30 protein-coding genes and 1 pseudogene are annotated in these 20,110 nt (G+C 55.9%); 30 read left to right on the top strand and 1 reads right to left on the bottom strand.

The window, feature by feature from the left end:
- Positions 1-7 precede the first annotated feature (7 nt).
- Positions 8-139, bottom strand: a complete 132-nt coding sequence (locus tag Q0Z93_RS03290; RefSeq protein WP_298062554.1) for a hypothetical protein — start codon at positions 137-139, stop codon at positions 8-10.
- On the opposite strand from Q0Z93_RS03290, the pseudogene rplV reads away from it, so the two are divergent.
- The 30 genes and pseudogenes from rplV to nadE form a co-directional block, all read left to right on the top strand.
- Positions 81-410, top strand: a pseudogene (gene rplV, locus Q0Z93_RS03285) (50S ribosomal protein L22); the annotation flags it as partial. The gene Q0Z93_RS03290 and the pseudogene rplV sit on opposite strands and share 59 nt — an antisense overlap.
- A 121-nt stretch (positions 411-531) precedes the next feature.
- Positions 532-1,341 (top strand): 30S ribosomal protein S3, encoded by an 810-nt coding sequence (gene rpsC, locus Q0Z93_RS03280; RefSeq protein ID WP_298062533.1) that lies wholly within the window; start codon positions 532-534, stop codon positions 1,339-1,341.
- Between the two features lie 33 nt (positions 1,342-1,374).
- Positions 1,375-1,803, top strand: coding sequence for a 50S ribosomal protein L16 (gene rplP / locus Q0Z93_RS03275; protein ID WP_298062531.1), 429 nt, complete (start codon positions 1,375-1,377; stop codon positions 1,801-1,803).
- A 9-nt stretch (positions 1,804-1,812) separates the two neighbouring features.
- Positions 1,813-2,016 carry a 50S ribosomal protein L29 gene (rpmC, locus tag Q0Z93_RS03270; RefSeq protein ID WP_298062529.1) on the top strand — a complete coding sequence of 68 codons (204 nt, stop codon included), beginning with the start codon at positions 1,813-1,815 and terminating at the stop codon, positions 2,014-2,016.
- A gap of 5 nt (positions 2,017-2,021) precedes the next feature.
- Positions 2,022-2,279, top strand: coding sequence for a 30S ribosomal protein S17 (gene rpsQ, locus Q0Z93_RS03265; protein WP_071134517.1), 258 nt, complete (start codon positions 2,022-2,024; stop codon positions 2,277-2,279).
- A 2-nt stretch (positions 2,280-2,281) separates the two neighbouring features.
- Complete coding sequence (rplN, locus tag Q0Z93_RS03260; protein ID WP_298062524.1) at positions 2,282-2,647, top strand: 50S ribosomal protein L14; 366 nt, start codon at positions 2,282-2,284, stop codon at positions 2,645-2,647.
- A gap of 23 nt (positions 2,648-2,670) precedes the next feature.
- Positions 2,671-2,994: a 50S ribosomal protein L24 gene (rplX, locus tag Q0Z93_RS03255; protein WP_298062522.1), complete on the top strand. Its 324-nt coding sequence runs from the start codon at positions 2,671-2,673 to the stop codon at positions 2,992-2,994.
- Positions 2,994-3,551 carry a 50S ribosomal protein L5 gene (gene rplE, locus Q0Z93_RS03250; RefSeq protein WP_298062520.1) on the top strand — a complete coding sequence of 186 codons (558 nt, stop codon included), beginning with the start codon at positions 2,994-2,996 and terminating at the stop codon, positions 3,549-3,551. Before rplX ends, rplE begins: the two co-directional genes overlap by 1 nt.
- A gap of 3 nt (positions 3,552-3,554) precedes the next feature.
- Positions 3,555-3,824 (top strand): 30S ribosomal protein S14, encoded by a 270-nt coding sequence (gene rpsN / locus Q0Z93_RS03245; RefSeq protein WP_298062518.1) that lies wholly within the window; start codon positions 3,555-3,557, stop codon positions 3,822-3,824.
- 395 nt (positions 3,825-4,219) lie between these two features.
- Entirely contained in the window at positions 4,220-4,618 is a 399-nt protein-coding gene (gene rpsH, locus Q0Z93_RS03240; RefSeq protein ID WP_298062516.1) for a 30S ribosomal protein S8, read from the top strand.
- Between the two features lie 30 nt (positions 4,619-4,648).
- On the top strand, positions 4,649-5,206 hold the full coding sequence (rplF, locus tag Q0Z93_RS03235; protein WP_298062514.1) for a 50S ribosomal protein L6: 558 nt from the start codon (positions 4,649-4,651) through the stop codon (positions 5,204-5,206).
- Between the two features lie 14 nt (positions 5,207-5,220).
- Positions 5,221-5,583 carry a 50S ribosomal protein L18 gene (gene rplR, locus Q0Z93_RS03230; protein ID WP_298062513.1) on the top strand — a complete coding sequence of 121 codons (363 nt, stop codon included), beginning with the start codon at positions 5,221-5,223 and terminating at the stop codon, positions 5,581-5,583.
- 29 nt (positions 5,584-5,612) lie between these two features.
- Positions 5,613-6,131, top strand: a complete 519-nt coding sequence (gene rpsE / locus Q0Z93_RS03225) for a 30S ribosomal protein S5 (protein WP_298062511.1) — start codon at positions 5,613-5,615, stop codon at positions 6,129-6,131.
- An 80-nt stretch (positions 6,132-6,211) separates the two neighbouring features.
- Entirely contained in the window at positions 6,212-6,394 is a 183-nt protein-coding gene (gene rpmD, locus Q0Z93_RS03220; RefSeq protein WP_298062508.1) for a 50S ribosomal protein L30, read from the top strand.
- 24 nt (positions 6,395-6,418) lie between these two features.
- Positions 6,419-6,865, top strand: a complete 447-nt coding sequence (rplO, locus tag Q0Z93_RS03215; RefSeq protein WP_298062506.1) for a 50S ribosomal protein L15 — start codon at positions 6,419-6,421, stop codon at positions 6,863-6,865.
- Positions 6,866-6,907: 42 nt separating this feature from the next.
- Positions 6,908-8,236: a preprotein translocase subunit SecY gene (gene secY, locus Q0Z93_RS03210; protein ID WP_298062504.1), complete on the top strand. Its 1,329-nt coding sequence runs from the start codon at positions 6,908-6,910 to the stop codon at positions 8,234-8,236.
- Positions 8,237-8,386: 150 nt separating this feature from the next.
- Positions 8,387-9,172, top strand: coding sequence for a type I methionyl aminopeptidase (map, locus tag Q0Z93_RS03205; RefSeq protein ID WP_298062502.1), 786 nt, complete (start codon positions 8,387-8,389; stop codon positions 9,170-9,172).
- Between the two features lie 72 nt (positions 9,173-9,244).
- Positions 9,245-9,463 carry a translation initiation factor IF-1 gene (infA, locus tag Q0Z93_RS03200; RefSeq protein WP_294591854.1) on the top strand — a complete coding sequence of 73 codons (219 nt, stop codon included), beginning with the start codon at positions 9,245-9,247 and terminating at the stop codon, positions 9,461-9,463.
- A gap of 53 nt (positions 9,464-9,516) precedes the next feature.
- Complete coding sequence (ykgO, locus tag Q0Z93_RS03195) at positions 9,517-9,633, top strand: type B 50S ribosomal protein L36 (protein WP_027290520.1); 117 nt, start codon at positions 9,517-9,519, stop codon at positions 9,631-9,633.
- A gap of 91 nt (positions 9,634-9,724) precedes the next feature.
- Positions 9,725-10,105: a 30S ribosomal protein S13 gene (rpsM, locus tag Q0Z93_RS03190; protein WP_298062499.1), complete on the top strand. Its 381-nt coding sequence runs from the start codon at positions 9,725-9,727 to the stop codon at positions 10,103-10,105.
- Positions 10,106-10,145: 40 nt separating this feature from the next.
- Positions 10,146-10,535 carry a 30S ribosomal protein S11 gene (gene rpsK, locus Q0Z93_RS03185; RefSeq protein WP_298062497.1) on the top strand — a complete coding sequence of 130 codons (390 nt, stop codon included), beginning with the start codon at positions 10,146-10,148 and terminating at the stop codon, positions 10,533-10,535.
- A 126-nt stretch (positions 10,536-10,661) separates the two neighbouring features.
- The gene (rpsD, locus tag Q0Z93_RS03180) at positions 10,662-11,270 is read left to right on the top strand and encodes a 30S ribosomal protein S4 (RefSeq protein ID WP_298062494.1); all 609 of its coding nucleotides are present in this window, start codon (positions 10,662-10,664) and stop codon (positions 11,268-11,270) included.
- A 26-nt stretch (positions 11,271-11,296) separates the two neighbouring features.
- Positions 11,297-12,289, top strand: coding sequence for a DNA-directed RNA polymerase subunit alpha (locus Q0Z93_RS03175; protein ID WP_298062492.1), 993 nt, complete (start codon positions 11,297-11,299; stop codon positions 12,287-12,289).
- A gap of 8 nt (positions 12,290-12,297) precedes the next feature.
- On the top strand, positions 12,298-12,846 hold the full coding sequence (gene rplQ / locus Q0Z93_RS03170; protein WP_298062490.1) for a 50S ribosomal protein L17: 549 nt from the start codon (positions 12,298-12,300) through the stop codon (positions 12,844-12,846).
- A 123-nt stretch (positions 12,847-12,969) separates the two neighbouring features.
- Positions 12,970-14,274: a phosphopyruvate hydratase gene (eno, locus tag Q0Z93_RS03165; protein ID WP_298062488.1), complete on the top strand. Its 1,305-nt coding sequence runs from the start codon at positions 12,970-12,972 to the stop codon at positions 14,272-14,274.
- 183 nt (positions 14,275-14,457) lie between these two features.
- Positions 14,458-15,294: an inositol monophosphatase family protein gene (locus Q0Z93_RS03160; protein ID WP_298062486.1), complete on the top strand. Its 837-nt coding sequence runs from the start codon at positions 14,458-14,460 to the stop codon at positions 15,292-15,294.
- Entirely contained in the window at positions 15,288-16,220 is a 933-nt protein-coding gene (locus Q0Z93_RS03155) for a lysophospholipid acyltransferase family protein (protein ID WP_298062482.1), read from the top strand. The genes Q0Z93_RS03160 and Q0Z93_RS03155 overlap by 7 nt, the downstream gene beginning before the upstream one ends.
- On the top strand, positions 16,204-17,280 hold the full coding sequence (locus Q0Z93_RS03150; protein WP_298062477.1) for a glycosyltransferase family 2 protein: 1,077 nt from the start codon (positions 16,204-16,206) through the stop codon (positions 17,278-17,280). The genes Q0Z93_RS03155 and Q0Z93_RS03150 overlap by 17 nt, the downstream gene beginning before the upstream one ends.
- A 1-nt stretch (position 17,281) precedes the next feature.
- Positions 17,282-18,109: a glutaminyl-peptide cyclotransferase gene (locus Q0Z93_RS03145; RefSeq protein ID WP_298062476.1), complete on the top strand. Its 828-nt coding sequence runs from the start codon at positions 17,282-17,284 to the stop codon at positions 18,107-18,109.
- Positions 18,106-19,521: an NAD(+) synthase gene (gene nadE, locus Q0Z93_RS03140; protein WP_298062473.1), complete on the top strand. Its 1,416-nt coding sequence runs from the start codon at positions 18,106-18,108 to the stop codon at positions 19,519-19,521. The genes Q0Z93_RS03145 and nadE overlap by 4 nt, the downstream gene beginning before the upstream one ends.
- The last annotated feature ends 589 nt before the right edge of the window (positions 19,522-20,110 follow it).

The following is a 20,110-nucleotide window of genomic DNA, read 5'->3' as shown; positions in this document are numbered from 1 at the left end:
AAGTAATTCATTCATAGATAATGGGTGCCAGAAAAAGATTGAGAGCCGAAAAGCTCAAGGCAGAAAAGCGCGTCACGGCGATCGCATCGCTGCGCGAATGCCCGACCTCTCCCAGAAAAATGAGACTCGTCGCAGACATGATCCGCGGCGTCGAGATCAATAAAGCGCTCGGCATGCTGCGCTATTCAAAGAAAGAGGCATCGGTACGCCTCGAAAAACTCCTCCGGTCGGCCATCGCCAACTGGGAAGCGAAAAACCAGGGCGTTTCGCTGGAAGAAACCCCGCTGTGCGTAAAGACCATCTTCGTCGATGGCGGCCGGCAGCTGAAACGCATTCAGCCGGCATCGCGGGGCCACGCGCATCGGATCCGGAAACGGTCGAACCACGTGACGATCATCGTGGATCGCATGGCAGAGGCCGAACAACCGGTCGCTGCTGCAACTGAGAAAGCCGCTCCGGCTAAGAAAAAGGCTGCCCCCGCTGCTAAAAAGGCGGCAACCGATGTGAAACCTGAAAACGCTGCGAACTAAGATGGGACAGAAAGTAAATCCGATAGCAAACCGACTGGGCATTATCCGCGGATGGGACTCGTCATGGTATGGCGGCAAGGACTTCCCTGCCAAGCTCGTCGAAGATTCTAAAATTCGCAAGTATCTCGGGGCGCGCCTGGCCAAAGCCAGCATCTCGAAGATCGTGATCGAACGGACCTTGAAACTGGTGACCGTTACCATCAGTACTTCTCGGCCGGGGATCATAATCGGGAAAGGCGGCTCGGAAGTGGACAAACTCAAAGAAGAGTTGCGCAAACTGACGAAGAAAGACGTCCAGATCAATATCTTTGAAGTGAAACGTCCGGAACTCGACGCGGTGATCGTCTCGAACAACATTGCAAGACAGGTGGAAGGGCGCATCTCGTACCGGCGGGCGATCAAGACCACCATCGCATCCACCATGCGCATGGGCGCCGAAGGGATCAAGATTCAGATCTCGGGGCGTGTCGGCGGAGCCGAAATGGCCCGGTCGGAATCTTATAAAGAAGGACGCATTCCGCTGCATACATTCCGTGCCGATATCGACTACAACCTGGCTGAGGCATTGACCAAGGTAGGGCTGCTGGGGGTTAAGGTTTGGATCTGCAACGGCGAGGTCTATGCCAAACGGGATTTGTCACCGATCGTAGGCATGAACGCTTCGGCAGCCGGGACGGCAGGCCGCGGCGGCGAACGTGGCGGTCGGGGCGGTCGGGGACGTGACGACCGTCGCAGCGGCGAACGCAGAAACGGCGGAGACCGCAGAAACGGCGAACGCCGTGGCACAGACCGCAACGGTAATAATCAGTAAATCTGTCGTCAGACGTAATAAAAGGAACTAACCATGTTACAACCAAAAAAGACGAAATTTCGCAGAATGCAGAAAGGCCGCATGAAAGGTCTGGCACAGAGAGGAGCTGAACTGTCTTTCGGGTCGTTCGGGATCAAAGCGCTGGAATCGGCGTGGATCACCGGACGGCAGATCGAAGCCGCTCGTCAGGCCATCGTGCGTCAGATGAAACGTGAAGGACAAGTCTGGATCCGGATATTCCCCGACAAGCCGATAACCAAGAAACCGGCCGAAGTCCGTATGGGTAAAGGGAAAGGGTCGCCCGAAGGATTCGTGGCACCGGTGACCCCGGGCCGGATTTTGTTTGAAGCCGAAGGCGTGCCGCTGGCGGTGGCGCAGGAAGCATTGCGCCTGGGAGCCCAGAAGCTGCCGATCACCACCAAATTCATCATCCGCCGCGATTATACCGAAACCTCAATCTAACACGAAGACATGAAAACATCTGAAATACGTGAACTGACTGCAGGCGAAATCATCGAACGTGTGGATACCGAAAAGAACAACCTGCTGCAGGCAAAACTGAACCATGCGGTTTCTCCGGCGGAAAACTCGACCGTAATCAAAAATATGCGCCGCGATATTGCACGAATGCTGACCATCCTGCGCGAAAAACAAACCGCCACTATTAACAAGTAGAGGACATGGAAGAAAGAAACCTTAGAAAAGAGAGAATCGGGGTGGTTGTCAGCAACAAGATGGACAAATCGATCGTCGTTGCTGTCAAACGGAAAGTGAAGCACCCGATCTACGGCAAATTCGTTAATAAAACCACCAAATTCGTGGCTCACGACGAGGAAAACACTTGCGGAGAGGGAGACACCGTCCGGATTATGGAGACCCGCCCCTTGAGCAAGAGCAAACGGTGGAGATTAGTAGAAATCATCGAAAGAGCTAAGTAACCATGATACAACAAGAAAGCCGGCTCTCCGTAGCCGATAACAGCGGAGCCAAGGAAGTCCTCTGTATCCGTGTGCTCGGCGGTACCGGACGGCGCTATGCGTCGATCGGGGACAAAATCGTCGTCAGCGTGAAGAGCGCTACTCCGTCGGGCGACATCAAGAAAGGCATGGTATCGAAAGCGATCGTGGTACGAACCAAAAAAGAGATCCGCCGTCCCGACGGATCATACATCCGGTTCGACGACAATGCCGTCGTGCTGCTCAACAACGCCGGGGAAATGCGCGGTACGCGTATCTTCGGGCCGGTAGCCAGGGAGCTGCGGGATGCCAACATGAAGATCATTTCGCTCGCACCTGAAGTGCTGTAAACCTTTTTAACAAACACACAGAAATGTCGACCAAATTACATATCAAAAAAGGGGACACGGTGTACGTCAATGCCGGCGACAACAAAGGGCAGCAGGGAAAAGTGCTCGAAGTGCTCGTCGAAAAGCAGCGCGCCATCGTCGAAGGGGTCAATATGGTGAGCAAACACACCAAACCCAACGCCGCCCATCCGCAGGGAGGGATCGTCAAGCAGGAGGCGCCGATCCATATCAGCAACCTCCAGCCGCTCGACCCGAAGACCGGGAAAGCTACCCGTGTAGGCCGTAAACTGAACGATAAAGGCAAACTGGTCCGCGTGGCCGTCAAATCAGGGGAGGAGATCAAATAATGGCATACGTACCTTCACTCAAAATCAAATACAAAGAGGAAATCGCTCCCGCTTTGATGAAAGAGTTCGGCTACAAAAGCATCATGCAAGTGCCCAAACTCGAGAAAATCGTCATCAATCAGGGGATCGGCGCCGCGGTGGCAGACAAGAAGCTGGTGGAAGTGGCCCAGGCCGAACTCTCTACCATTGCAGGACAGCATGCCGTGCAAACCCGGTCGAAGAAAGATATTTCCAACTTCAAACTGCGCAAGCAAATGCCGATCGGAGTAAGGGTGACTCTGCGCAGAGAACGGATGTACGAATTCTTAGAACGGCTGATCGCAGTTTCCTTGCCCCGTATCCGCGACTTCAAAGGAATCAACGACAAATTCGACGGACAAGGAAACTATACCTTGGGAGTTCAGGAACATATCATCTTCCCGGAAATCGACATCGACAAGATCACCAAAATCTTCGGCGTGGAAATCACGTTCGTGACCACTGCGGGAAATGATACGGAAGCCTACGCACTGCTCAAACAGTTCGGCCTTCCATTTAAAAACGCTAAAAAGAACTAAGCCATGGCAAAAGAATCGATGAAAGCCCGCGAAGTGAAACGGGCCAAGCTGGTGGCACGATATGCAGCGAAACGCAAAGCCCTCAAGGAAGCGGGAGACTATGCGGGACTGGCCAAACTGCCGAAGAACGCAAGTCCGGTCCGGTTGCACAACCGCTGCCAACTGACCGGACGGCCGAAAGGATACATGCGTCAGTTCGGTATCAGCAGGATTCAGTTCCGGGAAATGGCATCGGCAGGATTGCTGCCGGGGGTCAAGAAAGCGAGCTGGTAGCTGTACGACTGGTAATTACGATATTATCGTCAATATATTGGGAGAGGGTATATTGCTTTCGCCCGATGCAAGATCAGAACCGGAGGCGTTCCGCAACAAGGCGGAACGCCTCCGGAAGTTTTATACGGTATTTTCGGTGTGCTTGTGGCACCGCCGCCCAGTCCGGCGTAAAGGCAGTGTCAGCGCGCAGCTCGAAGATACAGCCCAGGCCCGGTAACAAATTCCGGTTTACGGTCACACCAGAAAAAACACAAGAAAAAGAAAGCTAATAATTTGATTATTAATGAATAGTTTGTAACTTTGCCACTCTTTGCGGCCGCAATGCAATGATTTTACGTAAGACTTGCATGCGTAACGCATTGATAAACAGTAATTAAATAACCCATTTTCAAACCATGACAGATCCGATTGCAGATCTTCTGACACGTATCAGAAACGCGGTGAAAGCCAACCATAAAGTGGTTGAAGCTCCCGGCTCGAAAATCAAGCAAGAGATCGTACGCATCCTGCACGAACAGGGCTACATCCTCGCTTACAAATTCGGAACCAACGAAAAAGGCTTTTCCACCATCAAGATAGCCTTGAAATATCACCCGGAAACCAAAACTCCGGCGATCAAGGCATTGACGCGCGTGAGCCGTCCGGGCTTGCGCCGGTACTCGAACGCGGCCGACATGCCCCGCGTGATGAACGGACTGGGCATCGCCATCGTTTCGACCTCGAAAGGGATCATGACCGACAAACAGGCCCGCAGCGAAAATGTAGGGGGGGAAGTGCTCTGCTACGTATATTAACACACATACCAACAATAAGAAGACAATACAATGTCAAGAATCGGAAAATTACCTGTAAACCTGCCTAAAGGCGTTACCGTTACCGTGGGCGCCGACAATGTGGTAAGCGTGAAAGGCCCTCTCGGACAACTTTCCCAGAAAGTCGATCCGGACATCACCGTGAAGGTCGAGGGAGACCAGATTCATGTTACGCGGCCGACCGACCAGCCGAGGCACCGGTCGCTGCACGGACTGTACCGCGCGCTGATCGCCAATATGGTGCACGGCGTATCGGTCGGTTACGAAATCAAACAGGAACTGATCGGCGTCGGTTTCAAAGCGGAAGTCAAAGGACAGATCCTGGAACTGAGCTTGGGGTATTCGCACGACATCCATATCATGCTGCCGGCGGAAGTGAAAGCAGAGGCTTTTGCAGAAAAGAAAGGGAACCCTATCCTCACCTTGAAAAGCGCCGACAAACAGCTGATCGGACAAGTGGCTGCCAAGATCCGCTCGCTGCGCAAGCCGGAACCGTACAAAGGCAAAGGTATCAAGTTCGTAGGCGAACAACTGCGCCGCAAGGCAGGTAAGTCAGCTAACTCCAAATAACAGTTAAGAAGACCATGGCACTCACTAAAATAGCAAGACGCGCACGCATCAAGATGCGCATTCGCAAAATCGTGAACGGGACGGCCGAAATGCCGCGCCTGACGGTTTTTCGCAGCAACAAGCAAATCTATGCCCAGGTGATCGACGATAAGGCCGGCAAGACCTTGGCAGCAGCTTCTTCGATAGATAAGGAGCTGGCCGAAGCCGTCAAAGGTAAAAACAAGACCGAAGTAGCGGCTTTGGTCGGGCAGGCCGTGGCGGCAAAGGCTTTGGCTGCGGGAATATCCAGCGTCGCATTCGACCGCAACGGATACCTCTATCACGGGCGTGTGAAGCAACTCGCCGATGCCGCACGCGAAGGCGGGCTGAAATTCTAACCCATTCCATACCATAATAACGGATTATTATGTCAACGAACAACATAAAAAAAGTACGCACCAGCGACATCGAACTCAAGGATCGGCTGGTCAGCATACAGCGTGTGACGAAAGTCACCAAAGGGGGGCGGACATTCACCTTCTCCGCCATCGTTGTGGTCGGGAACGAGAACGGGATCGTAGGCTACGGCCTCGGTAAAGCCTCCGAAGTGACCGCAGCGATCGCCAAAGGAGTCGAAGACGCAAAGAAAAACCTGATCAAAGTGCCGGTTCTGAAAGGAACCATCCCGCACGAGCAAGTCGCCAAGTTCAGCGGCTCCAGGGTGCTGCTCAGACCGGCAAGCCCGGGTACCGGGGTGATCGCAGGGGGTGCAATGCGCGCCGTGCTGGAGAGCGTGGGTGTGAAGAACGTGCTGGCCAAGAGCAAAGGCTCGTCCAATCCGCACAACCTGGTCAAAGCCACGGTGGCGGCATTGGCCGAACTGCGCGACCCGGTGACGATCGCGGAAACCCGCGGGATTTCACTTACCAAAGTATTTAACGGGTAATGTAATTTCTTGGGGCAGAGCGTTTTCCGTATCCTGCCCAGAAACAGAAATACCCCAAACCAAACAGCACTTACAGCGAAATGGCAATAGTTAAAATCACCCAGACCAAAAGTCGCATCGGCGCTAACAAACAGCAGCGCGCGAATTTGGACGCTCTCGGGCTGCGCAAAATCCGCCAGAGCGTGGAACACATCAAATGCCCGGAAATCATGGGTATGGTCGAGAAAGTGAAACATCTCGTCAACGTTGAAGAAGTTAAATAGATTCCTTAAACAGAGAGAAACATTATGAACCTCAGCAATATCAAACCCGCACAGGGCTCCACCCACAGCGAGAAACGCATCGGCCGCGGCCAGGGGTCGGGCTACGGCGGCACCTCCACCCGTGGGCACAAAGGGGCGCAGTCGCGCTCGGGATACAAACACAAACGCGGTTTCCAGGGCGGCCAGATGCCGTTGCAGCGGCGCTTGCCCAAGTTCGGGTTTACCAATATCAATAAAGTCGTATTCAAGACCGTCAATCTGGGAGCTATCGAAACGCTCGTCGAAAAGAGCGGAGCGACGGCTGTCGGCCCTGCGGAAATGTATGCCGCCGGTTTGATCGCCAAGAACGACGTGGTGAAAGTGCTCGGCACCGGGACGCTGACCAAGAAAGTAGACGTAACGGCGAACGCCTTCTCGAAATCGGCCCAGGCCGCTATCGAGGCCCAGGGCGGAACCGCGACAAAACTTTAATCCTTATAATTTAGGTAACCCTACTGCCTACTTTTTTGGCTCATGAAAAAACTAATAGACACCATTCGGAATATCTTCAAGATCGAAGAGCTGCGCAACCGCATCCTCTACACCTTGGGGCTGCTTCTGATCTACCGGCTGGGGAGCTTCGTGGTGCTTCCGGGGATCAATCCGGAAGCACTCGCCGGTTCCGGGCTCCGGCAACAGACCGAGGACGGGATACTGGGACTGCTCGATATCTTTTCGGGAGGAGCTTTCTCCAATGCCTCGATCTTTGCATTGGGGATCATGCCGTACATCTCGGCTTCGATCGTGATCCAGCTGCTGGGGATTGCGATCCCCTACTTCCAGAAATTGCAGAAAGAGGGAGAAAGCGGACGGCGGAAGATCAACCAGTGGACCAGATACTTGACCATTGGGATTCTGCTCATTCAGGCACCGGCGTATCTGGTTAATCTGAACGACCAGCTTTTGCCGTCGGCATTCGTGTTAGGGACAGGCTCATTCCTCTTCACCTTCAGTGCCACGATGGTTTTGATCGCAGGGACGATGTTCGTCATGTGGCTCGGCGAGAAAATCACCGACAAAGGGATCGGAAACGGGGTATCGCTGATCATTATGATCGGGATTATTGCCAGACTGCCGCATGCGTTCCTCGCGGAACTCAATGCACGCTTTACCACGGCGGGAGGGGGATTCGTGATGCTGATAGTGGAACTGGTGCTGCTGTTCCTGGTTTTTGCCGCCACCATTGCACTCGTGCAGGCCGTGCGGAAAATTCCGGTGCAGTATGCCAAACGGATCGTCGGGAATAAACAATACGGCGGCGTGCGGCAATACATTCCGCTCAAGATCAATGCAGCGGGAGTGATGCCGATCATCTTCGCGCAGGCCATCATGATGCTGCCGCTGATTTTCACCAAATTTGAAGCAACGCAAGGCTTCGGGGCGATCTTCGGGAACATCTACGGCTTCTGGTACAACCTCGTATTCGGGATCTTGGTGATGGCGTTTACTTATTTCTATACCGCCATTACCATCAACACCAACCAGATGTCCGACGACATGAAACGGAACGGAGGATTCATTCCGGGGATCAAACCGGGGAAACAGACCGCATCGTATCTGGACACCATTATGACGCGCATTACCTTGCCGGGATCGATATTCCTGGCCGTGATCGCGATACTGCCGGTGTTCGCCCGCATGATCGGGGTCGACGGACAGTTCGCCTTGTTTTACGGCGGAACATCGCTGTTGATCTTGGTAGGGGTCGTGCTGGACACTTTGCAGCAAATCGAGTCGCACCTGCTGCTCAGGCACTACGACGGCTTGATGAAAAGCGGACGCATGAAAGGACGCATGAACTGATTTTATCCGGGGGATGGAGCGGGCTCCCCGAGGTCGCTTCGACCATAGGAAGTGGGCGGCAGTGTGCCGATCCACTTTCCCCGGTGATAGGAGCCCCCTGCTCCGAACAATGAACCGCATTCAGAAAAAAAGGTTCTTTTATATATATCAATGATATACCTTAAAACCGAAGAGGAGATCGAATTGCTGCGCCAGAGCAACCAGCTTGTCAGCCGCACCCTGGCCCTTGTGGGGCGCAACATCCGTCCGGGTGTTACAACCAAAGAGCTTGACCAAATGGCTGAGGAGTACATCCGCTCGCACGGTGCAGTACCGAATTTCAAAGGTTACGGAGGATTCCCCGCCACGCTCTGCCTGTCAGTCAACGAGCAGATCGTACACGGGATTCCCTCGGGCTACGTCTTGCAGGAAGGCGACATCCTGTCGGTCGACTGCGGCGCATTTATGAACGGTTTTCATGGCGACTCCGCCTACACATTCGCGGTAGGAGGTACGGACAGCTTGGCACCCCGCGTGCGCGAGCTGCTGGACGTCACCAAAGAAGCCCTTTATAGAGGTGTCGCGCAGGCAACAGTGGGAAATAGAATCGGCGACATTTCCCACGCCGTACAGGAATATGCCCAACGGCATGGCATGACCGTCGTCCGCGAAATGGTCGGCCACGGCTTGGGCCGCAGCCTGCACGAGGAACCCCAGGTACCGAACTACGGGAAACGCGGCAGCGGCACCTTGCTCAAGGCAGGGATGGTGCTCTGCATCGAACCCATGATCAACCTCGGCACCCGCAACGTGATCTTTGAAAAGGACGGTTGGACAGTCAGAACCGCCGACCGCAAACCCTCCGCTCATTTCGAATTCGCAGTCGCGATAACCGATGAGGGGCCGGATGTCCTCACAACGTTTGAGTATATCGAAAAAAATCTTCCGCTCGACTGATTCAGTCAAGGCATAACCATGCTTTGCCCGGATGCGAGAGGAAGTGCGCACCGCTTAACAAACCAACACCGAATGGCTAAACAAGCAGCAATCGAAAAGGACGGAACGATTATCGAAGCCTTGTCCAACGCCATGTTCCGCGTGGAATTGGACAACGGCCACATCATCACCGCCCACATCTCCGGAAAGATGAGGATGCACTACATCAAGATTCTGCCTGGGGATAAAGTGAAGGTCGAAATGTCGCCCTACGACTTGTCGAAAGGGCGCATCTCGTTCCGGTACAAGTAATTTTGCAGGCCCGGCCCACTGCCGGGGCCGTCAAACACAAACAACTCAAAACGATGAAAGTCAGAGCATCCATCAAAAAACGCAGCGAAGACTGCAAGATCGTGCGCCGCAAAGGCCGCGTCTATGTGATCTGCAAAAAGAACCCCAAGCTCAAGATGCGCCAGGGGTAGTATTCCCGAACGGGCCGCACTGGCATCAGCCCGCCGGGAAACGCAAGTCTGAACTGAGTTTCACGAATTTCAAAGAAAAAGAACAGAACTTATGGCACGTATTGTCGGAGTCGACTTACCTAAGAACAAACGAGGCGTAATCGGCCTCACCTATATCTACGGCATCGGGAGAAGCACGGCTGCCGTTATCCTCGAGAAAGCAGGCATCGATCAGGATACCAAAGTGAAAGACTGGACCGACGAACAAGTCGGCGCCATCCGTAACGTGATCGCCAACGAAGGGATTCGCGTGGAAGGGGAACTGCGTTCGAGCATTCAGCTCAACATCAAACGCCTGATGGACATCGGTTGCTACCGCGGGATCCGGCATCGGCTGGGGCTGCCCGTGCGCGGACAGAGCACGAAAAACAACGCCCGCACACGCAAAGGACGTAAGAAAACCGTTGCGAACAAGAAGAAAGCGACCAAGTAGTTGTTAATCGTCTATCCTAACTCCAATTAGGCATAAAATTATGGCAAAGAAAACAGGATCAGTAAAAAAGAAAGTCGTTAAGGTTGACGCACTGGGTCAGGCCCACGTCCACTCGACATTCAATAACGTCATCATTACCCTGACCAACGGCGAAGGGCAGGTCATCAGCTGGAGTTCCGCCGGTAAGATGGGCTTCCGGGGTTCCAAGAAGAACACCCCGTATGCAGCGCAGACTGCGGCGCAGGATTGTGCTAAGGTGGCGTATGATCTGGGGCTTCGTAAAGTGAAAGTGTATGTCAAAGGGCCGGGATCGGGACGCGAATCGGCGATCCGGACGATCAATGGCGCCGGGATCGAAGTGATCGAAATCATCGACGTTACCCCGCTGCCCCATAACGGTTGCCGTCCGCCGGCACGTCGTCGTGTCTGATCTTTCACTGTGATTTTCCACGCAGCCCTATGCTTCGGGACGATACGGCGAGGAAAATCGGAAAGATCGCATAAAGCGGATATTTTACCATACCTTTCAACAAAGACAAAAAAGTAAAAAGATAAAATGGCACGTTATACAGGACCAAGAACCAAAATCGCCCGTAAATTCGGCGAACCTATCTTCGGGTCGGACTCTTCATTCGAAAAGAAGAACTATCCTCCGGGACAACACGGGCTCAATCGTCGGCGCAAGAAAGTTTCCGAATACGGCGTACAGCTCAAGGAAAAGCAGAAGGTCAAGGCACTCTACGGGATGCTCGAAAAGCAGTTCCGGCGTACGTTCGAAGCGGCCGAACGGGCTGGCGGCGTGACCGGTGAAGTGCTGCTCCAACTTTTGGAATCGAGGCTCGACAATGTCGTTTACCGGATGGGGATCGCACCGACCCGGGCTGCGGCACGGCAACTCGTTTCGCATCGGCATATCACCGTGGACGGAGAAGTGGTCAACATTCCGTCGTACTCGCTCAAACCCGGGCAAGTAGTGGCCGTTCGCGAAAAATCGAAAGCGCTCGAAGTGATCGCCAACGCATTGGGCTCCACTCAGCGCAGCCGCTTCTCGTGGATCGAATGGGATGCCGCTTCCATGTCGGGTAAATTTATGCAGAAACCCGAACGGGCGGAAATCCCCGAAAATATCAACGAGCAACTGATCGTCGAACTCTATTCTAAATAGTAATTAATCGAGGAGCACAAAACACTATGGCCATATTAGCATTCCAGAAGCCCGACAAGGTGATCATGCTCGACTCGTCAGCCTCTTTCGGACGGTTTGAATTCCGTCCGTTGGAGCCGGGGTTCGGCATCACCGTCGGTAATGCACTCCGCCGAATACTGCTGTCGTCACTCGAGGGTTACGCCTTTACCACAGTGCATATTCCGGGCGTAGACCACGAGTTTGCCTCCATCCCCGGAGTGATGGAGGAGATGATAGAAATCATTCTGAACCTCAAACAGGTGCGTCTGGTACGGACCGTCGAGAACGTGGAATCGGAAAAAGTGACGGTTAATGTGACCGGGGTTACCGAACTGACCGCGGGATATTTGTCGAACTTCATGACCGGTTTCAAAGTCCTCAATCCGGAACTGCTGATATGCCGCCTCGAACCCGATGTCAAGTTTCAGATGGAACTCACCATCGGCAAAGGCCGCGGGTACGTGCCGGCCGAGGAAAACCGTCCCGCCGATGCCCCGTTCGGTCTGCTCCCGATCGATTCGATTCACACACCCATCAAGAACGTTAAGTACTCGGTCGAAAACTACCGCGTGGAGCAGAAAACCGACTACGAAAAACTGACCATCGAGATTACTACCGACGGGTCGATCCACCCGAAAGACGCACTCAAGGAAGCGGCCAAGATCCTGATCTTCCACTTTATGCTTTTCTCCGACGAAAAGATCACGCTGGACACGGAAGAAAAAGCCGCTACCGAAGAGTTCGACGAAGATATTCTCCACATGCGGCAGCTGCTCAAAACCAAACTCACCGAACAAGACCTGTCGGTGAGGGCCTTGAACTGCCTCAAGGCGGCAGAGGTGGAAACACTGGGCGAACTCGTGCGCTTCCAACGGAATGACCTGCTGAAATTCAGGAACTTCGGCAAGAAATCCTTGTCCGAACTCGACGAACTGCTCGAGAGCCTGAATCTGCACTTCGGGATGGACGTGGCTAAGTACAAACTGGACAAAGACTAAACATCACTATGAGACATAACAAAACCATCAACCACCTCGGACGTCAGGCCTCCCACCGGAAAGCCTTGATGTCCAACATGGCTGCATCGTTGATCCTGCACAAACGCATCAATACCACCTTGGCCAAGGCTAAGGCGCTCCGAACTTTTGTGGAGCCGATCATTACGAAATCGAAAGACGACTCCACCCATTCGCGGCGTATGGTCTTCGCCTACCTCAAGAACAAGGAAGCCGTCAGCGAATTGTTCCGCGAAGTGGCACCGAAGATCGCGGAACGGCCGGGAGGGTACTGCCGCATCCTGAAAACCGGATTCCGGCAGGGAGACGGAGCGGAAACCTGCTTCATCGAACTCGTGGACTTCGACACGGACTACACCCAGAACGCAGGGGCTGCCAAGAAAACCGCTGCGGGGAAAGGACGCACCCGGCGTGCGGGAGGCAAGAAAGCGGCCGCGACTCCTGGGGTTGAAGCTCCGGCTGCGGAAACCGCTCCGGCAGCAACAGCAGCTCCGACGGCAACGGAGACGGCTGAGACTGCAGAGACGACTGCGGAATAATTTGCGCAGATCGAAACAAAACACTATTTTTGAGGGGAATTCGCCAACGACATGTTCGGCGAAACCCCTCAATTTTTTTGAGACCGTCCGAAATATTACAACTACTTAATAACCAAAAGAAAAATGGGACAAATCATCAGCGTACATGCACGCGAGATCCTCGACTCGCGCGGCAATCCGACCGTAGAAGTGGAAGTACTGACCGCCAGCGGCGCTTTCGGGCGTGCAGCCGTGCCGAGCGGAGCATCGACCGGTGAAAATGAAGCACTCGAACTGCGCGACGGCGACAAAGGCAGATACTCGGGGAAAGGCGTCTTGAAGGCGGTGCAGAACGTCAATGAAGTGATCGCCAAAGAAATCGTCGGGATGATGGTCACCGATCAGGTAGGGATCGACAAAGCCATGATCGCACTGGACGGAACGCCGACCAAATCGAACTTGGGGGCCAATGCCATTCTGGGCGTATCGCTGGCTTGCGCAAAGGCGGCGGCGAATTATGTCGGAGTGCCGCTCTACCGGTATATCGGGGGAGCCAATGCCAAAACCCTGCCGGTGCCGATGATGAACATCATCAACGGCGGATCGCACTCCGATGCCCCGATTGCATTCCAGGAATTCATGATTCGGCCCGTGGGCGCCACTTCGTTCCGCGAAGGGCTGCGGATGGGCGCAGAAGTGTTCCATGCACTGAAGAAAGTGCTGCATGATCGGGGTCTCTCGACGGCAGTGGGCGATGAAGGCGGTTTCGCACCGACCTTGAAAGGAACGGAAGATGCCATCGAATCGATCATCGAAGCCATCAAGAAAGCAGGCTACAAACCCGGGCGGAAATGCGAAGGAGGCGATGTGGCGATCGGGATGGACTGCGCCTCGTCGGAATTCTACAAGAACGGCGTTTATGACTACACCATTTTTGAAGGGGACAAGGGAGCTAAGCTCACTTCCGACCAGCAGGTGGAATACCTCAAGGGATTGGTGGCCAAATACCCGATCGACTCGATCGAAGACGGTATGAGCGAAAACGACTGGGAAGGATGGCAGAAACTCACCGCAGCGATCGGCGATAAGTGCCAGCTGGTGGGAGACGACCTGTTCGTGACCAACGTCGAATTCTTGAAGAAAGGGATCGAAATGGGATGCGGGAACTCGATCTTGATCAAGGTAAATCAGATCGGGTCACTGACCGAAACACTGGATGCGATCGAAATGGCACACCGCGCGGGATATACCAGCGTGACCTCGCACCGCTCGGGTGAGACCGAAGATGCTACGATTGCGGATATCGCCGTGGCGACCAACTCGGGACAGATCAAGACCGGTTCCATGAGCCGTTCCGACCGGATGGCCAAATACAACCAGCTGCTCCGGATCGAAGAAGAACTCGGAGATGAAGCGATTTACGGATATACCAAGATATACCGCAAATAAATAGTCTGCTGTTTTCCGAGCAGCGATTTTTCCTTTCGGGCTTTATATCCACGGGGATATAAAGCCCGTTTTTGCAATCCGCCGTTAAAAAACAACGCCTTGCCCGCCTATCCTTTGGCGGAATTGCTATCTTTGCCTTAAAGACCGTAAGAAAATATCCGATAAAATAATAGGAGAAACAGGATGAAACAGCCGGACTGGGAACAAGTATGCAGCCGCGCACGGGAGACCGCCGTTCGGGCCGGAACTTATATAGCAGCAGAAAGAAAGCGGTTTACGATCGACAAAGTCGAAGAAAAAGGCGCATACAATTTCGTCTCTTATGTCGATAAAGGAGCCGAGAAGATCATCGTCGACGCGTTGAGCGAATTGTTGCCGGAAGCCGGATTTATCGCCGAAGAGGGATCGGGGCGCACGGACGGGGAGGCGCCGTACCAGTGGATTGTCGACCCGTTGGACGGGACGACCAACTTCGTCCACGGCCTGCCGCCCTATGCAGTGAGCATCGCCCTTTGGGACAGCCGTGCGCGCGAAGCGGTGGTTGGCGTGGTGTACGAAGTGACCCTGCAAGAATGCTTCTATACCTGGAAAGGCGCCTCGGCCTCCTATTTGAACGGCAGCCCCATCCGGGTTTCCGAAGTAGCGAAAACAGACGACGCGCTGGTACTCACAGGCCTCGCTTACGGTACCGACGAAGCCGTGTCGCGCCATTTCGAGCACAGCTTTGCCTACTTCAACCGCCACAGCCACGGGGCGCGACGGCTGGGATCGGCCGCTACCGATCTGGTCTATGTGGCCTGCGGGCGGGCCGATGCCTTTTACCAAGTCAACCTGTCGCCGTGGGACGTGGCAGCCGGGGCATTGATCGTGCGGCAGGCGGGCGGCCGGGTGACGGATTTCTGCGGCGGGGATGACTACACCTACGGACGGAGCATCGTGACGGCCGCTCCGGGGATATGGAACGATATTTTCCGGCTCGTGACCGGAAATGAGACCGAAAAAGGCAGCTGCGGATGTTGAGTTACTATCTGATATACCCCGTTGCGTGGTGCCTCGGCAAGCTGCCTTATCCAGTGCAGCTCCTGTTCTCCGACCTGGTCCGGTGGGTGCTGTACGGCGTGGTGCGCTACCGCCGGAAAGTCGTGCGCGCCAACCTGCAGGATTCGTTTCCGGAAAAAAGCCGGGCCGAGCTGCGGCAGATCGAACAAGGCTTCTACAAACATCTGGCGGACGTTTTTATTGAGACCTTGTCGCTGGCCTCCGTTAGCGAGCGGGAGATACGCCGCAGGATGAAGTACCTGAATCTGGACGACCTGATGCGATGGACAGGAGGGCGGTCGTGGATTTCGGCCATGGCGCATTACGGATCGTGGGAATACACCACCAATTTCGACCTATACAAAACGCACGACAATGCGCTGGCGGTGTACCGGCCTTTGAGCGACAAAGGGGCGGATCGCTTTTACCACCGGATTCGCAGCCGGTTCGGGGTCATTCCCGTGCCGATGCACGAAGTCGGGCGCGAAATGGTGCGGCGGGCGCGGATGGGAAGTCACGTGACGCTGGCCTTGATCGCCGACCAGACCCCCGCAGGGCCCGAGATACAGAATTGGACGATGTTTCTGGGGCGGTGGACCCCGTTTTTTACCGGAACCGAAAAAATGGCGCTCAAATTCCGGATGCCGGTGGTCTTTCTCGATGTGCGGAAAGTGCGGCGGGGATACTACGAGGCGCGCTTCGACCTGCTTTACGACGGCGAAGAGCAGGTCGAGGAGGGCGAAATCACCCGCCGGTACGCCGAACGGCTGGAGAGAATGATCCGGCAGCGGCCGGAATTGTGGATGTGGTCGCACCGGAGGTGGAAACACAACGTCGAGGATTGGTTGGCGCAGCATCCGCACGCAGTGAAAATTGCAAACCAGGTTCAGAATGCGGGACGAAGATAAAGGGATGAGCCGGTTGGCCGTGGTGATCCTCAACTGGAACGGAGAGGGATTCCTCCGGCGGTTTCTGCCGAGGGTCGTCGAATACTCTACAGGAGATTATGCCCCGCAGGGGTGCGAAGTGGTTGTGGCCGTGGCCGACAATGCCTCTGCCGACGGCTCTTTGGGCTGGTTGTCGGATACGTACGTCTCCGCCGGTGACGATCGGGTGCGGGTGATCGCTCTCGATGCCAATTACGGATTTACGGGAGGATACAACCGGGCGCTGGCGCATGAAACTTTGGCGGGATTCGATTCTTATTTGCTGCTGAACTCCGATGTCGATGTGACCCCGGGCTGGCTCGTTCCGTTGGCCGCAATCCTGACCGCCGATGCGCGGGTCGGAGCCGTGATGCCGAAACTGCTCGCTTACGGCCGGGAGGATTACTTTGAATATGCGGGAGCCTGCGGCGGATTCATCGACGCGCTGGGTTATCCGTTCTGCCGGGGGCGCATCTTCGGCACCGTCGAAAAGGACAGGGGACAGTACGACACCGTGCGGGACATATTCTGGGCTTCCGGGGCGGCGATGTTAGTGCGGGCGGACTTGTGGCGGGAATTGGGGGGGCTGGACGAAGCGTTTTTCGCCCATATGGAGGAGATCGATTTCTGCTGGCGGCTGCATAGACAAGGCTTCCGGGTGGTCGTTTGTCCGGAGTCCGCGGTGTACCATGTGGGCGGAGGGGCATTGCCCGCCACTTCGCCGCGGAAAACCTACCTTAATTTCCGGAACAACTTGGCTATGCTCTATAAGAACCTGTCCCACAGGCTTTTCGCAGCAGTCTATTTCGTGCGGTTCTGGGCGGATGGATTGCAGGCGTTAGGTTACTTAGCGACCGGGAAATCGTCATTCGCGGGGGCGGTGTTCAGGGGGCACGCGGATTTTTGGCTCCGGATGCGGGAAAAAATGGTGCGCAGGACGGGAAGCGGGGGATATGCGCTGCCGCCCAAAGAGGTGTTGTATCGGGGCAGCGTGGCCTGGCGGTATGTGTTCGGATGGCGCACGTTCGGGAATATGATGTGATATGAAACGATTATTGGCCTCGGTCATTCTATTTTCTACCGTGTCGGCTTGCGGTTCGTCGGTCGGCGGAGCGGGGCAGGCCGGTTCCGCTTCGGCAGCGTCCGATGCGGTGACGGCGGTGCCGGAGCCGAAAACGGCGGTGCCGCAGATCGTGGCGGAATACCCGCACGATGCGAAGGCATATACCCAGGGCCTGCTGTGGGCGGACGGCGGATTCTACGAGAGTACGGGCGAGTACGGGGAATCTTCTTTGCGGTTTGTGGAACCGGCCACGGGAAAGGTCGGGCGGAAAGTGACGCTGCCGGAACGCTATTTCGGCGAAGGGCTGGCTTTGGTCGGGGATTCGCTGCTGTACCAGCTGACCTGGCAGGAGCAGCGCTGCTTCGTGTACCGGAAATCGGATTTCCGGCAGGTGGGCGTTTTTGCGTATTCGGGCGAAGGATGGGGGCTGACATCCGATCGGACAGGGGATTCGCTTTATATGAGCGACGGCAGTTCGTGGGTGCGGGTGCTGGATCCGGCGGATTTCTCGCAGCGGCGGCGATTTCAGGTGCGGGATCATAACGGGCCGGTGACGGAGATCAACGAGCTGGAGTGGATCGGGGATCGGCTGTGGGCGAATCTGTACCTGACCGACAGGATCGCCGTGATCGACCCGGCGACGGGGTACGTGACGCACTATATCGATTGTTCGGCGTTGGAGACGCGGATTGCGCACCGGAGGGGGACGGATGTGCTCAACGGAATCGCGCACGACCCGGCGACGGGGCGTATTTTCTTGACGGGAAAGAACTGGGACAAACTTTTTGAAATCGAAGTCGGATTATGAGAATAGCACTCGTGCAGCAGAATTACAAGGTGGGGGATACCGCGGGGAATGCGGCGAAGATTCGGGCGGCCATCGCTTTTGCTTCGTCGGAAGGGGCCGATATGGCGGTCATGGGGGCGGATGCGGTGACGGGAACGCCGCTTCTGGGGCTGGCGGAGTCGGCGCGGTTCCGGGAACAGGCGGCGAGGGAACTGGCCGGTTTGGAGGCGTTTGCGGCTTCCCGGGGAGTGCGGCTGGTGCTGTCGGACACGGAATGCGAGGGGGTGAAGATCGTCTGTGCGGCGGATCATTTCCGGCACGGAGTGGCGGAGGCCAACAGGGAGCGGATTGCGGCTTCGGCGGTGGAGGAGGGGAGGCCTGTGGTCTGGGTCAATGCGGTGGGGGCGCAGACGGGAACGATCTATTACGGCGGCTCGTGCGTGGCTTATCCATCGGGGAAGGTGCTGGCGTTGCCGCTGTTCGAGGAGGCGATGACGGTGATCGATACGGAGGGTTCTGCGGTTTGCGGGGTGCGGAATGCGGTGTGGGGGGATAGGGTAGAGCAGTTGCACCGGGCGTTGGTACTGGGAGTGCGGGATTATTTTGCTAAGACGGGATGCCGGGATGCGTGCGTGGCGATGTCGGGCGGGATCGACTCGGCGCTGGTGCTGGCTTTGGCGGCGGAGGCGCTGGGGGCGGAGCATGTCAAGACGGTGATGCTGCCGTCGGAGTATTCGACGGATCATTCGGTGACGGATTCGGAGGAGATGATCCGGCGGGTGGGGATTCCGCAGGGGCGGTCGTGGCTGGTGTCTATTGCGCGGACATTCGATGCGGCGCGGGAGGCTTTGCGACCGGTGCTGCTTTCCGCTGCCGGTGCGGCGGCGCGCGGCTTGGCGGAGGAGAATATGCAGGCGCGCATCCGGCTGATGATGACCATGGCGTTGGCGAACAGCCACGGGGCGTTGATGCTGAATACGTCGAACAAGAGCGAGGCGGCGGTGGGCTACGGGACGCTGTACGGGGATACGAGCGGTGCGTTGAGTGTGATCGGGGATGTGTACAAGGGGGATGTCTATGCGCTTGCGCGGCAAATCAACGGGGCGGCGGTAGGCAAGGGGGGAGTTGCGCCCATTCCGGAGCATATTCTGACCAAAGCGCCGTCGGCGGAGCTCAGACCGGGACAGAAGGATAGCGATTCGCTGCCGGATTATCCGGTGCTGGATGCGATTTTGGTGCGGCTCGTCGAGGGGGGGAAGTCGTCGGAGGAGGTGATCGCCGAAGGGTATGACAGGGGGACGGTGGAGCGGGTGTGCAGATTGTTGCTGGCGGGCGATTTCAAGCGTTTCCAGCTGCCGCCGGCGCTGCGGGTGTCGGGGTGTACGTTCGGGGTGGAGTGGCGGTGGCCTATTACGGCAGCCAAAGTATTATAAATCGTACATTTAGCATGACGGGGTTGCAATCTCCCGCAGCGGAGGGGCGGTGCCGCTCAGCTTTTTCATGTCAAAACACGGCATGCCCGGGTCTGCCGTGTCTACCCGCTTCCGGGGGTGCTTTCGCGTGCGGAGAAAGACGGTTCGGCCAATGATCTCCCGATGACGCCCCGGAGCCACCCCGAGCGGGAGACTTAGGCGAAACAAACTCCCCGGCTCGAGTGCTGAGCGGCCCCGTTGGCTTCGGCCAAGAGAGGGTGCAAAAGACTGCACGTCTCCGTTCTGGTGCGAAAAATATTCCGCGTAGCGGGCGGGCCGCAGCCTCCCCCGGCGGAGGCCCGCAACTCTTTGATCGCTTGCGCGAGAGTTGCGTTCCCCGCAGGCTGCGGCCGAAATGATGAAGAGACCCTTACCACTCGGGGCAGCGGGGCAAAGAGAAATGAGGCGCACGCGAAAGCATTCCCGGAAGCGTCGTGTTTTGCCTTGAGGGGGCCGCGCAGGATGTGCGGACTCCCGACAAGGCGAAACCGGCTGGAGGCACTTTCTTTGTCTACTTTCTTTGGTGGCAAAGAAAGTAGAAGCCCCGCCG

It is taken from the genome of uncultured Rikenella sp., assembly GCF_947628055.1.
Lineage (GTDB): Bacteria > Bacteroidota > Bacteroidia > Bacteroidales > Rikenellaceae > Rikenella.
This window is presented reverse-complemented; position numbering and strand designations above follow the sequence as displayed.

Excerpts from the sequence above, each read along its gene's own strand:
- Q0Z93_RS03145 (WP_298062476.1), top strand. The coding sequence starts at position 17,282 with ATGAAACGATTATTGGCCTCGGTCATTCTATTTTCTACCGTGTCGGCT.
- Q0Z93_RS03150 (WP_298062477.1), top strand. The coding sequence starts at position 16,204 with ATGCGGGACGAAGATAAAGGGATGAGCCGGTTGGCCGTGGTGATCCTC.
- secY (WP_298062504.1), top strand. The coding sequence starts at position 6,908 with ATGAAAAAACTAATAGACACCATTCGGAATATCTTCAAGATCGAAGAG.
- rplF (WP_298062514.1), top strand. The coding sequence starts at position 4,649 with ATGTCAAGAATCGGAAAATTACCTGTAAACCTGCCTAAAGGCGTTACC.
- rpmC (WP_298062529.1), top strand. The coding sequence starts at position 1,813 with ATGAAAACATCTGAAATACGTGAACTGACTGCAGGCGAAATCATCGAA.
- Q0Z93_RS03175 (WP_298062492.1), top strand. The coding sequence starts at position 11,297 with ATGGCCATATTAGCATTCCAGAAGCCCGACAAGGTGATCATGCTCGAC.
- rplE (WP_298062520.1), top strand. The coding sequence starts at position 2,994 with ATGGCATACGTACCTTCACTCAAAATCAAATACAAAGAGGAAATCGCT.
- rpsH (WP_298062516.1), top strand. The coding sequence starts at position 4,220 with ATGACAGATCCGATTGCAGATCTTCTGACACGTATCAGAAACGCGGTG.
- rpsE (WP_298062511.1), top strand. The coding sequence starts at position 5,613 with ATGTCAACGAACAACATAAAAAAAGTACGCACCAGCGACATCGAACTC.
- rpsQ (WP_071134517.1), top strand. The coding sequence starts at position 2,022 with ATGGAAGAAAGAAACCTTAGAAAAGAGAGAATCGGGGTGGTTGTCAGC.
- rplO (WP_298062506.1), top strand. The coding sequence starts at position 6,419 with ATGAACCTCAGCAATATCAAACCCGCACAGGGCTCCACCCACAGCGAG.
- rplP (WP_298062531.1), top strand. The coding sequence starts at position 1,375 with ATGTTACAACCAAAAAAGACGAAATTTCGCAGAATGCAGAAAGGCCGC.
- rpsN (WP_298062518.1), top strand. The coding sequence starts at position 3,555 with ATGGCAAAAGAATCGATGAAAGCCCGCGAAGTGAAACGGGCCAAGCTG.
- rpmD (WP_298062508.1), top strand. The coding sequence starts at position 6,212 with ATGGCAATAGTTAAAATCACCCAGACCAAAAGTCGCATCGGCGCTAAC.
- map (WP_298062502.1), top strand. The coding sequence starts at position 8,387 with ATGATATACCTTAAAACCGAAGAGGAGATCGAATTGCTGCGCCAGAGC.
- rplX (WP_298062522.1), top strand. The coding sequence starts at position 2,671 with ATGTCGACCAAATTACATATCAAAAAAGGGGACACGGTGTACGTCAAT.
- Q0Z93_RS03160 (WP_298062486.1), top strand. The coding sequence starts at position 14,458 with ATGAAACAGCCGGACTGGGAACAAGTATGCAGCCGCGCACGGGAGACC.
- rpsK (WP_298062497.1), top strand. The coding sequence starts at position 10,146 with ATGGCAAAGAAAACAGGATCAGTAAAAAAGAAAGTCGTTAAGGTTGAC.
- rplR (WP_298062513.1), top strand. The coding sequence starts at position 5,221 with ATGGCACTCACTAAAATAGCAAGACGCGCACGCATCAAGATGCGCATT.
- rpsC (WP_298062533.1), top strand. The coding sequence starts at position 532 with ATGGGACAGAAAGTAAATCCGATAGCAAACCGACTGGGCATTATCCGC.
- rpsM (WP_298062499.1), top strand. The coding sequence starts at position 9,725 with ATGGCACGTATTGTCGGAGTCGACTTACCTAAGAACAAACGAGGCGTA.
- nadE (WP_298062473.1), top strand. The coding sequence starts at position 18,106 with ATGAGAATAGCACTCGTGCAGCAGAATTACAAGGTGGGGGATACCGCG.
- eno (WP_298062488.1), top strand. The coding sequence starts at position 12,970 with ATGGGACAAATCATCAGCGTACATGCACGCGAGATCCTCGACTCGCGC.
- Q0Z93_RS03155 (WP_298062482.1), top strand. The coding sequence starts at position 15,288 with ATGTTGAGTTACTATCTGATATACCCCGTTGCGTGGTGCCTCGGCAAG.
- Q0Z93_RS03290 (WP_298062554.1), bottom strand. The coding sequence starts at position 139 with ATGTCTGCGACGAGTCTCATTTTTCTGGGAGAGGTCGGGCATTCGCGC.
- rpsD (WP_298062494.1), top strand. The coding sequence starts at position 10,662 with ATGGCACGTTATACAGGACCAAGAACCAAAATCGCCCGTAAATTCGGC.
- rplN (WP_298062524.1), top strand. The coding sequence starts at position 2,282 with ATGATACAACAAGAAAGCCGGCTCTCCGTAGCCGATAACAGCGGAGCC.
- ykgO (WP_027290520.1), top strand. The coding sequence starts at position 9,517 with ATGAAAGTCAGAGCATCCATCAAAAAACGCAGCGAAGACTGCAAGATC.
- infA (WP_294591854.1), top strand. The coding sequence starts at position 9,245 with ATGGCTAAACAAGCAGCAATCGAAAAGGACGGAACGATTATCGAAGCC.
- rplQ (WP_298062490.1), top strand. The coding sequence starts at position 12,298 with ATGAGACATAACAAAACCATCAACCACCTCGGACGTCAGGCCTCCCAC.